The following is a 13,776-nucleotide window of genomic DNA, read 5'->3' as shown; positions in this document are numbered from 1 at the left end:
CCATGGGCAAACCCACCCGCATCACCAATCGGCTGCGCGAATTGCGGTTTCACTCACAGGAGATGACGCAGGCGGAGCTGGCGACGAAGGTCGGCGTGACGCGCCAGACCATCATCGCCATCGAGCAGGGGAAATATTCCCCGTCGCTGGAGGTCGCCTTCCAGATTGCAGCCGTCTTCGGCGTGCCTCTGGAAGAAGCGTTTCAATACCCGAAGGATTGAGCGTCCGGCGGCTCAGGCCGCCGGGCGGTATTCGCCGAAATGATTGTGGATCATGCGCCGCAGGCGCGGATCGGCATCATTGACCGCATCGCGGGTCGGAAAGGCCGGCGCGGCGCGCAGCGTCTCGATCGGCACGTTCAACACGCAGCGGTCATAGGCGATATCCAGGGTGAGGGCTTCCCACGGCACGGCGTAGAGCTGTTCGCCGAGTTCGCTGGCCTCATCCAGCAGGATGGTCGCGTGCATGACACGGCCGGTGGTGACACCGACAATCACATCATCCAGCGTGCCCAGCTTGCGGCCGGACGGGCTGACGACGGAAATGCCGTGCAGGGCTGTGGCGGAAGAAATGCGGGGGAGAATGGACATGGCCTCGCTCCTTTTCATGAAGAGGCATCATCATCGACCGCGCCTGAAACCACCGCTTCGCGATTTGGATCCACGCGCAAGTCCCTATCGCCAGTGATTCGGCGACATTTCAGTGACACGATCATGTTCGGAATGTGACCGACTTCCCGGCTTGCCGGATAAAGTCCGTGGACTACTGGCTGGCCCAGACAATGCGGGCCATCCAGGCAATCTCGGACGTCTTGAGGATCCGGCCGGGATAGTCTGGATTGAGGGAGAGCAATTTGACCCCGTCCCCGGACAGGCGCGCGACTTCCTTGGCCATGACTTCGCCGCCGACTGTGCGCACGACCACGCGGTCACCCTTGCGCGGCGTTTCGCCCGGCGCAACGACGACGCGGTCCCCGGCGCGGTAGACGGGCACCATGGAGTCGCCGGAGATTTCCAGCGCATAGGCATGGGCATCCTCGACGCCGGGAAAGATCACCTCTTCCCAGCCCTGCCCGGCCGGAAAGCCGGCATCATCGAAGAATCCGTCTGCGCCCGCCTGCGCAAAGCCGATCAGCGGGACCGAACGGGTTTGTGCGGTGCCTGCGGCCAGTGCGGCGAATTCCTCGAAATCCACCCGGACGGCGGCGAGCGCCTTGGCGATGCTTTCCGTGGACGGCCAGCGCGGGCGGGTGCCATCCTGACTATAGCGCTTGGAGACGTTGAAGGTCGTCGCATCCATGCCGGCCCGTTTTGCCAGAGCAGACGCGGTCAGCCCTGCGCGGGCCGCCAGAAGGTCAACGCCCTTCCAGATTTGATTATGGGTGAGCATGGTGTTTATTCCGCTCAAGCTGAGTCGCTCCTTACTACAGGAATATATTCCTTGACCACAACTATAAATAGAATAACAGAAGGAATTATTTCCGCAAGCATCGGAATCCGGGGGAATTGCGCATGAATAACGCCATCTACAAGCTGGTCGATCCGCGAATCTGGGCCGAGGCCATGACGGCGGGCGTCTTCAAGGGCGTCGGCGTGGATGTGGAGGACGGGTATATTCACCTTTCAACCGCGACCCAATTACCGGGGACGCTGGAGAAATATTTCACGGAGTTCGAACGCCTCGCCCTGATCGAGGTGGATGCCAGCCATTTCGGCGCGGAGCTGAAATGGGAGAAATCGCGCGGCGGCGATCTCTTCCCGCATCTCTATGATGAGCTGCCGATGATTGCCGTACGCACGGTGCGGCTGTTGCGCAAGGGCGATGAGGGCGGCTGGATGCTGCCGGATGATCTGTCGACATGAGCGGCTATCTGAAACTCGGGACAAAGGCACTCCATGCCTTCCCGCCGGAAATGGCGCATGGCCTCAGCCTGAAAGCGCTCAAGGCCGGGCTGGTGCCGGTGCCGCCTGCGGTGCCCGACCCGATCTTGCGTACGCAGCTTGCCGGGCTGGACCTGCCCAATCCTGTCGGGCTCGCGGCGGGCTATGACAAGAATGGCGAGGTCATTGATCCTCTGCTGGGCCTTGGTTTCGGCTTTGTCGAGTGCGGTGCCGTCACGCCGCGTCCGCAGGCCGGTAATCCGAAGCCGCGTGTCTTCCGCCTGACGCAAGACCGGGCCGTGATCAACCGCATGGGGTTCAACAATGCCGGGCTGGTGGCGCTGAAGGCGCGGCTTTCCGCGCGTCTCGGCCGGCCGGGCATTGTCGGGGTCAATCTCGGCGCCAACAAGGATGCCGAGGACCGCGCCGCGGATTATGTCACCTCGCTGACAGCGCTGGAGGGGCTGGCAGATTTCTTCACCGTCAATATTTCCTCGCCCAATACGCCGGGCCTGCGGGCGTTGCAGTCGAAGGCGGCGCTGGATGATCTCCTGAAGCGCGTGATGGCGGCGAAAGGAGCGGCACCGGTTTTCCTGAAGGTCGCGCCGGATCTGAAGGAGGAGGATCTCGCCGATATCGCGGCCAGTGTGATCGAGCACAGGCTCGATGCGCTGATTGTCTCCAACACCACGATCGAGCGCCCCGAAAGCCTGACCTCGCCGGACCGGGCGGAAGGCGGCGGCCTGTCCGGGCGGCCGCTGTTTGAACGCTCGACGGCATTGCTCAGGGCGTTCGCACAGACGCTGGGCGGCAGGGTGCCGCTGGTCGGTGTCGGCGGCATAGAAGATGCGGCAACCGCCTATGCCAAGATCCGCGCCGGGGCATCAGCGGTGCAGCTCTACTCGGCGCTGGTCTATAAGGGGCCGGGCCTTGTGGCAGACATCAATCGCGGCCTCGCCGAGCGGTTGAAGGCAGATGGCTATGCGAGTGTGGGTGAGGCCGTCGGGGTGGATGTCTGATAACCCCTCCTTCGAGGCTCGCTAGCGCGAGCACCTCAGGATGAGGTGTGGGGGCATGCACAACAAACTTACCTCATGCTGAGGTGCTTTTCGAAGAAAAGCCTCGAAGCACGCTATCAACCTACCAACCTCTTCTCCAGCCTTGGATATTGCACCGCCAGCGTGCCCGCGCGGGCGATGTAATAGACGAGGAAGGCGATCCACACCCCATCATTGGCGTAGAGGGGGGACAGGACGAAATCGGCCGCCAGATAAATCAGCACCGAGGCGATGGCGGAATTGCGCAGCATGGCGCCGCGCGTGGCGCCGATGAAAATGCCGTCGAATATCCACGCCATTGCCCCCAGCAGCGGGACGATGGCGCAATAGGGCAGATAGCGGATGGCTTCGCGGCGGGCATCCTCATCGCCGATGACAAGGGCGAGGGCTTCATCGCCCCAGGCCCAGGTCAGCACGGCGAACACGGCCCCGGCCGCCAGCGCCTGTTCTGCGGTCAGGATCAGCGCCCGGCGCAGCGTGGCCACCGATTTGCGCCCGACAGCGCGCCCGGCCTCGGTTTCCGAGACATAGGCGAAGGCATCGAGCACAAAGGCCCAGACGGTGATGACCTGTAAAAGCACGTGATTGCCGGCCAGAATGGCTGCGCCCTGCCGCGCCCCGGCATTGGCGAACCAGGTAAAGCCGATGATCATCGCCCAGGTGCGCATCATCAGGTTGAGATTGACATCGATCAGTTTCTTCAGCGCCACGGGTTCGAGCAGGGCGGCGCGCCGGAAAATCCCGTCCTGCCAGCCGCCGCGTCTGGCGATGACCCGGGCGACAAAGTACAGGCCCACGATCAGCCCGCACCATTCGGCAATCGCGGTCGCGGCACCGACACCGCCCGCGGCATAGCCCAGCCCCATGACGAACCAGAGATCGAGCACAATATTCACCACGCTGATGACGCCATGCACGATCAGGGTCTCGGTCGAACGCCCCAGCCCGATCAGCCAGCCGGTGAGGGCAAAGACACCGAAGGCGCCGAGCGCGCCCCAGCTGCGGGCGAAGAAGTAATGCGCGCCATTGGCCTCTACGGCCTCGCCGCCCTGCAGCAGGTGAAAGCCGATCGCCGCGATGGGCTGGCGCGCCAGCATGATGAAGAGGCCGATGGCCCCGGCCAGCAGGCAGGCGCGTACCAGCGAGCGCTGCACTTCGGTCTCATTGCCCGCCCCGTCCGCCTGCGAGGTGAGGCCGGTCGTGCCCATGCGCAGAAAATAGAAGCTCCAGTAGACGACGCTGAACAGCGCTGCGCCCAGCGCCACCCCGCCGAGATCGGTGGCATCGCCGGCAATGCCCAGCACGAAGGTGTCGACCACGCCGGCCAGGGGTATGGCGGCATTGGCGAAAACCAGCGGCCAGGCGCGCAGCAGCACGTCCTTGCGGGTGAGGGCAACAGGATCCATTCCGGCCCGATATCCGCATACGGGGTGGGACGCAATGACAAGTCACCTATATGCTGATCAGGACGGTTTGAGGGAGAGACATCACATGATCCGGGCATGGGCAGCGAAAGAACAGGGCGGCGCGCTGGAGCGTCATGATTATGATCCGGGGCCGCTACCGGCGGACGAGGTCGAGATTGCGGTGGAAAGCTGCGGGCTGTGTCACTCCGATGTGTCGCTGATCGATAATGAGTGGTTTGTCTCCGACTACCCGCTGGTGCCGGGCCATGAGGTGGTCGGCCGGGTCAGCGAAGTGGGCGCCCATGTCACGCATCTGAAGATTGGTGACCGCGTCGGGGTCGGCTGGTTCGCGCATTCCTGCCTGACCTGCCATACCTGCATGAGCGGCGATCACAATATGTGCAATGATGCCAAAGGCGTCGCGGCGGCGCATCAGGGCCGGTTCGGCGGCTTTGCCGACAAGGTGCGTGCGCAGGCGGCCTGGGCGATTGCGCTGCCCGAGGGCGTGGATGCCGCGAAAGCCGGGCCGCTGTTTTGCGGCGGCATTACCGTCTTCAACCCCATCGTCCAGAACAATATCAAACCGACCGACAAGGTGGGCGTGATCGGCATTGGCGGGCTGGGTCATCTGGCGCTGAAATTCCTGAAAGCCTGGGGCTGTGAGGTGACGGCCTTTACCTCGTCGGAGGCCAAGGCAGAGGAAGCGCGTGCCATGGGAGCCCACCGTATCGTCAACAGCCGCGACAAGGAGGCGCTGAAAGCCGAAGCGGGCCGCTATGACATGGTGCTGTCCACCGTCAATGTGCCGCTGAAATGGTCCGCCTATATCAATGCGCTCGCGCCGCGCGGCAATCTGCACATGGTTGGTGCGGTGATGGATCCGGTGCCGGTCGTGGCCGCCAGCCTGTTCGGCAATCAGCGCAGCGTGACCGGCAGTGCGGTGGGCGCACCGGCGACGATTGCCACCATGCTGGATTTCTGTGCGCGGCATGACATTGCGCCGCAGACCGAACATCTGCCGATGTCGAAAATCAACGAGGCGATTGCCCGTCTGAAAGACGGCGATGTGCGCTATCGCTTCGTTCTGGAAAACGATTTCGATTGATTTGACGCCACTGGTTTTCCATCCGCTCTATGTGGCGGCGGACGTGCCCGCCACGCACCGCTTTCCCATGGGCAAATATCGCGCCGTGGCCGAAGAACTGGTGCGCGGCGGCGTGGTCGCCTCGATGGAGGATTACCACACGCCAATTCCGGCGCCGGAAAGCTGGCTGACGCTGGCGCATGAGCCCGGCTATGTGGCGGGCGTTCTGGGCCAGATGCTGGATGATGCCACACAGCGCCGGATCGGCTTCAAGGTGACGACATTCATCGAGCACCGCACGCGCCATTCTGTGGCCGGAACGGTGTTGGCGGCGCGGCTGGCGCTGGAACACGGCGTGCCGGGCAATCTGGCCGGCGGTTCACATCATGCCCTGCCCGAAGGCGGGGCGGGCTTTTGCGTCTTCAATGATGTCGGCGTGGCCGGAAAGCTGCTGTTGATGGAAGGCGCGGTCTCGAAAATCCTGATCGTCGATCTCGATGTGCACCAGGGCGATGGCACGGCGAAAATCTTTGCGCAGGACAAGCGCGCCTTCACCTTTTCCCTGCATTGCGAAAAGAACTGGCCGCGGCGGAAAATCGCCAGCGATCTCGACATCGGGCTGGAGCCCGGCACGGGCGATGATGCCTATCTGCGCGTTCTCGCCGATACGCTGCCGGGCCTGATCACACAGGAGTGGCCGGATCTGGTCTTCTACAATGCCGGGGTCGACCCGCACCGCGAGGACCGGCTCGGCCTGCTGGATCTGTCCGATGACGGGCTGGCGCGGCGTGAGGCTTATGTCATCAACACGGTGAAGCGGGCGGGCGTGCCGCTCTGCGTCGTCATGGGCGGCGGGTATTCACGCGATGTGGACGCGCTTGCGAAGCGGCATGCGTTGGCGTTTGCGGAGGTGGCGCGGGCAGGCTAACGCCGCCCCGCGCACCGTTTCGAGCAGTATTTCACCTCGTCCCAGACGCGCTCCCACTTCCTGCGCTAGGTGAAGGGGCGGCCGCAGGTGACGCAGGTCTTGGTGGGCAGGTCAGCTTTGGAGGTCGCACGCGCCATCGGCACATTTCCGGCGGGGGCGGTAAGGCGCGAGAAAGCGGTAGAGCTTGTCCAGCGGCCATTTGATGACCGTCGGGCGGGTGAGAGCGGCGAGCCAGCCAAAGCCGGGGCTGCGTTCCCAGATGGCGATGAAGGCATCCCAGCCGGTCACCAGCGCGCCATCGCTCTTGCGCACCCAGAGCGCGTCCAGCGCGGCCTGCCGGTCGATATCATCGGGAATGTCGCCATTGACGTCATGCAGGAGGACACGGCCCTGGCCGCGGCGCACATAGACCTTCATCTCGTGGACGCAGATCGGGCAGAGCCCGTCATAATAGGCGATGATGCTATCGGTTTTCATAAATCGCAAATTAGAGCGTCTCGCCTCTCGATCAAATGCGGCGCGGTGGCGCATCTGTCCCCTCACCCTCGAATACTCGCCTCGGCAAGGCTCGCATTCCCTCCCTCTCCCTTGAGGGCGAGGGAAGAGCGCGTCAGCGCGAAGGGTGAGGGGGAGAGATCACCCGATCACGCCGAAGACGACGAGGGTGACCAGAACGATCGGGATGAAGTTGAAGAGAGCATGGGCGACAATGCCTGGCGTGGTGCTCTTGAATATCTGGCAGACGGCGGCAAGCGCGATATCGCCCGGCCAGAGCATCAACAACTCCCATGGCTTCCAGGCATGATAGAGCGTCCATTGCGTGCCGTGGATCAGCCAGGCCCGACGGCCATGCGCGACTTCCTGCCGGGGCAAAAGCATGCCGCGCCACAGGAATTCCTCGCCCAGAATGTTCAGCACCCACAAGCCCAGCCGCGCCCAGATGATCCAGTAGGCGCCGAGCATGGGTGAGTTCACCTCGCCTTCATTCGTGTACCAGCCCGGCATCGGGATGAATTCCGCGATCCATTCGCGGGTGCCGAGGAATAAGAGACCGAGATAGGCGGCGGTAATGAAAACGGTGAGGAGGAGGGTCACGATCCACTCTTTCCGGCTCATGCGCTTCAGGCGCAAGCGCTGCTTGAAGGCGCTCCATGTCCAGCGATGACCCTCGGCGATGTAGAGACCGGCCGTGACGAAAAACAGCATGCCAAAGGCGACAGACCCCACGATGAAGAAAGCGGTTCGGGGTTCATAACCCATGGAAATGACGGCATCGCGGCCGGGGACCAGAAGAAGGAAGGTCAAGAAAGCGGGGATGAAGAAGATCAGCGACGAGGTCATGAGCCCCATCGGTTTGAGTGTTTTGGATTCGGACATTGCGTGGCTCCATCAGTTGATGAAGCCGGTTTTGGAGAATTCAGGCGCGCAGGCGTCCGGATGCACGATTCCGGACGTCCGGATTCAGGATTGCCGGTATTGCGACGGCGTCTGGCCGGTCAACTTGCGGAAGGCATCGTTGAAAGTCGACTTTGAATTAAAGCCGCAATCATAGGCGATATCGAGGATGGAACGGTCCGGCTCAGCCGTGAGAGCGGCCCTGGCCGCCTCGATCCGCGCCGCATTGACAAATACGTGGAAATTGATGCCTGCGCCGGTATTGATGGCCTCGGAAAGGGCGCGCTGCGCCACGCCCAACCGCCTTGCCAAACGCGCAATCGTGAGATCGGCATCCCGGCATAGGCCGTCCTCGGACAGCAGGATCTGCGCGCGGTTCAGAAGATCAATCTGATCGGCGGTTTGTTCGCGCCGCGGCGCTGTCGTGTTGGCTGCTGCGGCATCGCCGGTATCACGCGGCGCAGTCAGCGCCCCGAGCGCCAGCGCATTGACCAACAGGAAGTGGCCGATGCCGAGCAGAATACCCACGCCGCTATTGCCAGTGACCGTCCACGCAAAGTGGATTGCAATGATCACCAGCATCAGGGCCAGCACGGTGCGTACCCCGGACAACGTCCGGTTTTCGATGTTGGAGAACCAGTTGCGCACGCGGATGTCGTGCTGGCGCAGCGCCATGATCGCGGCGCCGAGAAATCCGAGGCTGACGGCATCGCCAATGAGCGGGATGATCAGCGTGTTGGCGGGCGTGAGAATGTCGCCCGTGACAAAGAGGGCACGCTGCGCCTCAACATCCAGTCGGTGATAGGTGGCAATGGCATAGACCACGAGCAGCACAAAGGGCAGGAAGGCCCAGCATTGCCGCAAGCTGAGCCGGGCGCCGGGATCTATGCGGCAGCGGATATGAAAATAGGTCAGAGGCGCGATCAGCGCGCCGAAAAGATTACCGGTCATCGCAAATTGCGGGTGATCCAGAACGGTGCCGCTGGCGAGGAAAATCTGATCAGCCTTCTCTATGGCGAAGACCAGCATCAATGCCAGCAGGATCCGATTGGCTTTGCTTTCCGTCAAACCCGGATGAAACAGGATTCCAGCAAAGACAAGCGCCTGCAGAAATGTGGCCCAGGAGAGTATCCAGCCAACTTCCGCCATCCGGTCAGTTGCCCACCGGTTCCGGCTTGATCAGGAAATGGCCGTGCAGTGTGGCCACCGGGGCTTCGCGGCGGCCCTGCCAGGCTTCGACGCGGACATTGGCAACGCGCGCACCGGAGCGGCCGATAATGGCGCGGGCATAGACGTCGACGGGCCGCGCCGGGCGCAGATAGTCCACCGCGACGTCGATCGGCTTGGGCAGGCGCACCAGTTTCTGCGAGGCGAGCAACGCCCCGGACGCAACGATTTCCATGAAAGCCCCGACTGCGCCGCCATGCAGGGCCGGAACCAGCGGATTGCCGACCAGATGCTCCGCATAGGGCAGAACCCCGGTCAGCTCGTCGCCCTTGCGCTCGAAGCGGACACCGAATTTGGCGACATAAGGCGCTTCCAGCAGCGTCCGGATGAGATCATCACTCATGCGGCATACTCCCGGTCTCGATAATCCTGCGGGCTTTTTCCGCGGCTTCCTTCGACGGCCGGGTGACCATGAAGGCCGCCGAGGCCATGGCGACCGGATCACTTTCATCGCCGTCATGTGCGGAGGCGCGGACAAAGGCGATGAGGCCGTGGGCGCGGATACATTCGGCTTCGGCGATGATATCGCGCCCGGGTTCCGCCGGGCGCATATAGTCGATGCGCAGATCAAGCGTCGCCGGGGTCTCCTTCGCGCCGAGGCCGGAAAAGGCTGCGACACCGCAGGCATGATCAAGCAGGGCGGTGACCACGCCGCCATGCATGACGCCGGTTTCCGGATCGCCGATCAGATCCTCGCGATAGGGTGCGCGCATGGTGGCGCGTCCCGGGCCGAGACCATCGAGCGCGAGGCCCAGCGCCTGGGCATGGGGCGAGCCATCGACGATAAGCGGGGCAAGGCGGTTGAGTAATTCCTGAAGCGATTCCGGCATGGGGCATCCTGACAGCAGAGGCCCCACAGATAGGCTGTATCGGAAAGCCGGGCTAGAGGCGTGACAGGCGCATCTTCACCACATCTTCGAGGCCCTGGACCACGCTGATGCGAACGGCGTCATTGGCATCGCGGGCGCGTTCGAGCTGGACCAGAGCGGCGCGGTGCATTTCGACGATTTCGTTCTCCTTCGGACCGAATTCGCGGACGGCGCCGAGATACCGGTTGAGCGAGACCGCGACGCGGCGGGCTTGCTGGCAGCCGTCGCGGGCTACTTCATAGGCCAATGCCAGACAGCCATTGCGGGCCGCGGTGAGGGAATCGACCAGGCCGTTTTCGACATCCTTTTTGCGTTTGAGCGGCGGCGGCCGCCGGCCTTCGCGCGTCGTGCGGCGGCGATCCGGGCCGGCAAAACGGGTCTGTTTGACAAAAAGGCGGGGGACGGCGGCATGCTCCAGACGTTGCAGGAAATCGGCAGTGGAGAGTGGTTTTTTCAGGAATTCGCTGACTCCGGCATCGCGGGCCCGTTCGACATCCACACGGGAGGAATGCTGGCAGGTCAGGAGGATGGGCACGTCGCGAGAGGCGATATTGCTGCTTTCGCGGATGGATTTGACAAGCGCCAGCCCCTTGCGGTGATCGCGTTGATCGCCGCGCCAGTCAGCGACCACCATGCCGGGCAGATCTCGCTCGATGACGGACTTCGCCTCAGCTTCACTGCCCGCGGTCATGATGTTCTGAGCGCCCGCAGTGGCAAGGGTGCTGGTAATCAGGCGGCGCATCAGGGCACCGTGCTCGAGCACGAGCACGGGCCGGTCTCTCCACGTGTCACCATGTGAAGACCAGTGTGCAAAACTCTCGATGGTAATTGCTGCGCCCATACACCCCTCCGAAGCCCGTTATCCTTAAGATGAAGCTTCGGATTTTTCACGCGAAAACCGGATTCAGGGTGAACGTTTTCCTAATGAGCGGATGATATGAACGACCAGCCAGATGGGCACGACCAGCACCGCGCCAAGGACCAGATACTGCACCGATCCACGGGCCAGACGTGTCACGGTTTCAAAGGCTTCGCCCCAGACCTCGGCCAGCGTGCCGAAGAAATCCTGCCACAGATCGCCCGGATTGATATTGAAGGCGGCCAGCACGATGCCGACGATCACGGAAATCAGGGCGACGCGCAGAATGTCTCCCGGCGTTACCGATAACAGACGCTGAATCCGGCTTTTACGCTCGGGCGGCGTCGTAGCATGGGCGGGTTGGTTTTCTGTCTCTGACATCGTCACACTCTTTCCCGTGATTGCGGCGCCATTGTGGCTTTAGGCCTTCTTGCGGACTTCGACCTGATGCGGATAGGGAATCTCGATGCCATTGGCGTCAAAGGCTTCCTTGATGCCTTTCATGGCATCGAAATAGACGGCCCAATAGTCGGGCGTGTTGACCCAGGCGCGGGTGACGATATCGACCGAAGAGGTGTTGTGAGCAATAACGCCGAGGAAGAAGGCCGGGTCCTTGTGGACGCGTTCATCAGCATCATAGTGGGCGCGGATCACGTCCATCGCCTTGTTGATGTCGTCATCATAGGAAATGCCGAAAGTGATATCGACGCGGCGGGTCGGCTTGACCGTGAAATTCGTGATTACGTTGCCCCATGCCTGACCATTGGGAACGATGATGGTCTTGTTGTCAGGGGTGTTGAGCTCGGTCGTGAACAGGGTGATATCCGCCACCGTGCCGGATACGCCACCGACCTCGACGAAATCGCCCAGCGAATAGGGGCGGAAGAAGACCAGCATGACGCCGGCCGCGACATTGCCGAGCGTGCCTTGCAGGGCGAGGCCGACCGCAAAGGCGGCAGCACCGATGGCCGCAACCAGCGAGGTTGTCTCGACACCGAAGCGGTTCAAAACGGCGATGAAGACCACCAGGAGAATGGCGTAACGCGCCATGGAGGCGAAGAAGGTGGCGAGGGTCCGGTCGATGCGCGGGTTTTTCGACGACATACGAAGCACGGCGCGCTTCACGCCACCGGCGATCATGTAGCCGATGATGAGAATGCCCAGCGCCAGCACGACATTCACGCCGCCATTCATTACGATCTCGATGATCTGATCGATCAGTGCCTGATTGTCCGACAATAATTGGTCCATTGTTGCTGTCCCGCCCGTCTAGATAAGATGGATCGTTGATTATCACGTTGGCCTGACCGTGCAAGTGTTTGGCGGCTCGTGCGTTGCCTTTTTTGCCGGGGCTGTTAACCCTTCTCAATCGCAATTTTTCGGGGAGTGATATGGCGTCTGATTCAACACCTGCGCAGCCGGATGCCCAGAAGGGATTTCTGGGTTTCATCGAGCGGACCGGCAATGCCCTTCCGGATCCGGTCTTCATCTTTTTCTATCTGATTGCCGCCCTCGTGGTGATCAGTGTCGTTCTCGCGGCTCTCGGCGTTGCCGTGCCCCTGAACGATCAGATTCTGACGGGGCTGGGCGAGTCCGGACGCGCGCGTTTCGGTATTGGCGAAGATGGCGTCATCTCGGTGTCCAGCCTGCTCAGTCCGGCGAATCTCCAACAATTGCTGACGCAGATGCCGACGACCTTCACCCACTTCCACCCGCTGGGTTATGTGCTGGTGGTGATGCTGGGGGCAGGCGTGGCGGAACGCGCGGGCCTGTTTGGCACCGCGATGCGCGCCGGTGTTCGCAATGCGCCCACCTTCCTTCTGACCCCGGTGGTCGCTCTGATCGCCATGCTCGGCAATCACGCCGCTGATGCCGGCTATGTCGTGCTGATCCCGCTGGCCGGTGTCCTGTTCGCTGCTGCCGGGCGTCACCCGATTGCCGGTATTGCGGCTGCCTTTGCCGGTGTTTCGGGCGGGTTTTCGGCCAATATCGCGCCGGGACAGCTGGATGCCCTGTTATTCGGCATCACCCAGGCGGGCGTCGATCTGATCAATCCCGGCTATATCGTGAATATCGCCGGCAATACCTATTTCATCATCGGATTGCTGGTCCTCTATCTTCCCATCATCTGGTTTGTCACGGATCGTATTATCGAGCCGCGTCTGGGCAAGTGGACAGGCGGCGTGGCACCGGGCGGCGCTGCAGACGAGGATGATGATCCGACCAAGCCGCTGACCGACGGACAGAAAAAGGGCCTGATGTGGGCCGGTATCGCGTCGCTGGGTGTGGTTCTGGTCTGGGCGTTTCTGACCCTCGGACCGGGCACCCCGCTCTATGATGAGGCCGCAGATACGGTTACGGCGGCGCTCTCGCCCTTCTTCACGTCTCTGGTGGCCGGCTTCTTCATCCTCTTCCTGGCTGCCGGTACGGCCTATGGCGTTTGTGCCGGAACGATCAAGAACCACCGCGACCTCGTTGACATGATGGCCAAGGCGATGGGCGACATGGCCTATTATCTGGTGCTGGCCTTTGCGGCCGCGCATTTCGTGGCGATGTTCGGCTGGTCCAATCTGGGCCTGATCACAGCGGTTACCGGGGCCGGTGCGATTGAATCCTCGCAATTGCCCATCCCGGTCGTATTGGCCCTGCTGGTCCTGCTGACCGGTTTCATCAATCTGTTTGTGGGATCGGCCAGCGCCAAATGGGCTCTGCTGGCACCGGTCTTCGTGCCGATGTTCATGCTGCTCGGCGTCTCGCCGGAAGCGACCACGGCGGCCTATCGTGTGGGCGATTCCGCGACCAATATCATCACACCGCTGATGGTGTATTTCCCGCTTATCCTGGTGTTTGCGCGGCGCTGGTTGCCGGGCTTCGGCCTGGGCAGTCTGACAGCGATCATGGTGCCGTATTCGGTGCTGATGATGGTGGTCGGCTTCCTGATGATGCTGGGCTGGGTCTATCTCGGCTGGCCGCTGGGACCGGGCGCAGGTGTGGAATATATCGCCCCCGCTGTTGGCGGTTAAAGAAAACGGGCCAGGCCTTCGGGTCTGGCCCCTCAACTTCCTTTCGG

General features: G+C 62.3%; 17 protein-coding genes and 1 pseudogene. 6 read left to right on the top strand and 12 right to left on the bottom strand.

Going from position 1 to position 13,776, the window contains the following annotated elements:
* The first annotated feature begins 2 nt into the window (after nucleotides 1-2).
* Nucleotides 3-221 carry a helix-turn-helix transcriptional regulator gene (locus tag HXX25_RS08675; protein ID WP_187165537.1) on the top strand — a complete coding sequence of 73 codons (219 nt, stop codon included), beginning with the start codon at nucleotides 3-5 and terminating at the stop codon, nucleotides 219-221.
* A 12-nt stretch (nucleotides 222-233) separates the two neighbouring features.
* On the opposite strand, the gene HXX25_RS08670 is transcribed toward HXX25_RS08675, so the two are convergent.
* Together HXX25_RS08670 and HXX25_RS08665 are read right to left on the bottom strand one after the other, a co-directional pair.
* Entirely contained in the window at nucleotides 234-590 is a 357-nt protein-coding gene (locus tag HXX25_RS08670) for a PRC-barrel domain-containing protein (protein ID WP_187165536.1), read from the bottom strand.
* 172 nt (nucleotides 591-762) lie between these two features.
* Complete coding sequence (locus tag HXX25_RS08665; RefSeq protein ID WP_187167798.1) at nucleotides 763-1,389, bottom strand: helix-turn-helix transcriptional regulator; 627 nt, start codon at nucleotides 1,387-1,389, stop codon at nucleotides 763-765.
* 122 nt (nucleotides 1,390-1,511) lie between these two features.
* On the opposite strand from HXX25_RS08665, the gene HXX25_RS08660 reads away from it, so the two are divergent.
* Both HXX25_RS08660 and HXX25_RS08655 read left to right on the top strand, forming a co-directional pair.
* On the top strand, nucleotides 1,512-1,862 hold the full coding sequence (locus tag HXX25_RS08660; protein ID WP_187165535.1) for a DUF952 domain-containing protein: 351 nt from the start codon (nucleotides 1,512-1,514) through the stop codon (nucleotides 1,860-1,862).
* A complete protein-coding gene (locus tag HXX25_RS08655; RefSeq protein WP_187165534.1) occupies nucleotides 1,859-2,899 on the top strand; it encodes a quinone-dependent dihydroorotate dehydrogenase in 1,041 nt (346 codons plus the stop codon). Before HXX25_RS08660 ends, HXX25_RS08655 begins: the two co-directional genes overlap by 4 nt.
* A 116-nt stretch (nucleotides 2,900-3,015) precedes the next feature.
* Here HXX25_RS08655 and HXX25_RS08650 read toward each other — a convergent pair whose 3' ends face one another.
* A complete protein-coding gene (locus HXX25_RS08650) occupies nucleotides 3,016-4,344 on the bottom strand; it encodes an MATE family efflux transporter (RefSeq protein WP_187165533.1) in 1,329 nt (442 codons plus the stop codon).
* Nucleotides 4,345-4,429: 85 nt separating this feature from the next.
* On the opposite strand from HXX25_RS08650, the gene HXX25_RS08645 reads away from it, so the two are divergent.
* Nucleotides 4,430-5,449 carry an NAD(P)-dependent alcohol dehydrogenase gene (locus HXX25_RS08645; RefSeq protein WP_187165532.1) on the top strand — a complete coding sequence of 340 codons (1,020 nt, stop codon included), beginning with the start codon at nucleotides 4,430-4,432 and terminating at the stop codon, nucleotides 5,447-5,449.
* 1 nt (nucleotide 5,450) lies between these two features.
* Nucleotides 5,451-6,356 carry a histone deacetylase gene (locus tag HXX25_RS08640; protein WP_187165531.1) on the top strand — a complete coding sequence of 302 codons (906 nt, stop codon included), beginning with the start codon at nucleotides 5,451-5,453 and terminating at the stop codon, nucleotides 6,354-6,356.
* On the opposite strand, the pseudogene HXX25_RS14405 reads toward HXX25_RS08640, so the two are convergent.
* From HXX25_RS14405 to HXX25_RS08590, 9 genes and pseudogenes are all read right to left on the bottom strand, one after another.
* Nucleotides 6,353-6,493 (bottom strand): annotated as a pseudogene (locus HXX25_RS14405) (DUF2256 domain-containing protein). The gene HXX25_RS08640 and the pseudogene HXX25_RS14405 sit on opposite strands and share 4 nt — an antisense overlap.
* A complete protein-coding gene (locus HXX25_RS08625; protein ID WP_187165530.1) occupies nucleotides 6,468-6,833 on the bottom strand; it encodes a thiol-disulfide oxidoreductase DCC family protein in 366 nt (121 codons plus the stop codon). The pseudogene HXX25_RS14405 and the gene HXX25_RS08625 overlap by 26 nt, the downstream one beginning before the upstream one ends.
* Before the next feature lie 159 nt (nucleotides 6,834-6,992).
* Complete coding sequence (locus tag HXX25_RS08620; RefSeq protein ID WP_187165529.1) at nucleotides 6,993-7,733, bottom strand: CPBP family intramembrane glutamic endopeptidase; 741 nt, start codon at nucleotides 7,731-7,733, stop codon at nucleotides 6,993-6,995.
* An 84-nt stretch (nucleotides 7,734-7,817) separates the two neighbouring features.
* A complete protein-coding gene (locus HXX25_RS08615; protein ID WP_187165528.1) occupies nucleotides 7,818-8,900 on the bottom strand; it encodes an AraC family transcriptional regulator in 1,083 nt (360 codons plus the stop codon).
* A 4-nt stretch (nucleotides 8,901-8,904) separates the two neighbouring features.
* On the bottom strand, nucleotides 8,905-9,321 hold the full coding sequence (locus HXX25_RS08610; protein ID WP_187165527.1) for a PaaI family thioesterase: 417 nt from the start codon (nucleotides 9,319-9,321) through the stop codon (nucleotides 8,905-8,907).
* Nucleotides 9,314-9,808, bottom strand: coding sequence for a PaaI family thioesterase (locus HXX25_RS08605; RefSeq protein WP_187165526.1), 495 nt, complete (start codon nucleotides 9,806-9,808; stop codon nucleotides 9,314-9,316). Before HXX25_RS08605 ends, HXX25_RS08610 begins: the two co-directional genes overlap by 8 nt.
* A 52-nt stretch (nucleotides 9,809-9,860) precedes the next feature.
* Nucleotides 9,861-10,688, bottom strand: coding sequence for a PleD family two-component system response regulator (locus HXX25_RS08600; protein ID WP_187165525.1), 828 nt, complete (start codon nucleotides 10,686-10,688; stop codon nucleotides 9,861-9,863).
* A 63-nt stretch (nucleotides 10,689-10,751) separates the two neighbouring features.
* On the bottom strand, nucleotides 10,752-11,087 hold the full coding sequence (locus tag HXX25_RS08595; protein WP_187165524.1) for a DUF6460 domain-containing protein: 336 nt from the start codon (nucleotides 11,085-11,087) through the stop codon (nucleotides 10,752-10,754).
* 39 nt (nucleotides 11,088-11,126) lie between these two features.
* Nucleotides 11,127-11,957 carry a mechanosensitive ion channel family protein gene (locus HXX25_RS08590; protein ID WP_187165523.1) on the bottom strand — a complete coding sequence of 277 codons (831 nt, stop codon included), beginning with the start codon at nucleotides 11,955-11,957 and terminating at the stop codon, nucleotides 11,127-11,129.
* 140 nt (nucleotides 11,958-12,097) lie between these two features.
* Here HXX25_RS08590 and HXX25_RS08585 point away from each other — a divergent pair, with 140 nt between their 5' ends.
* A complete protein-coding gene (locus HXX25_RS08585) occupies nucleotides 12,098-13,729 on the top strand; it encodes an AbgT family transporter (protein WP_187165522.1) in 1,632 nt (543 codons plus the stop codon).
* Nucleotides 13,730-13,776: the final 47 nt, after the last annotated feature.

This window comes from Hyphobacterium sp. CCMP332, assembly GCF_014323565.1.
Taxonomy (GTDB): domain Bacteria; phylum Pseudomonadota; class Alphaproteobacteria; order Caulobacterales; family Maricaulaceae; genus Hyphobacterium.
Note: the sequence above shows the minus strand (reverse complement) of the source record. Positions and strands in the feature narration are given on the sequence as shown.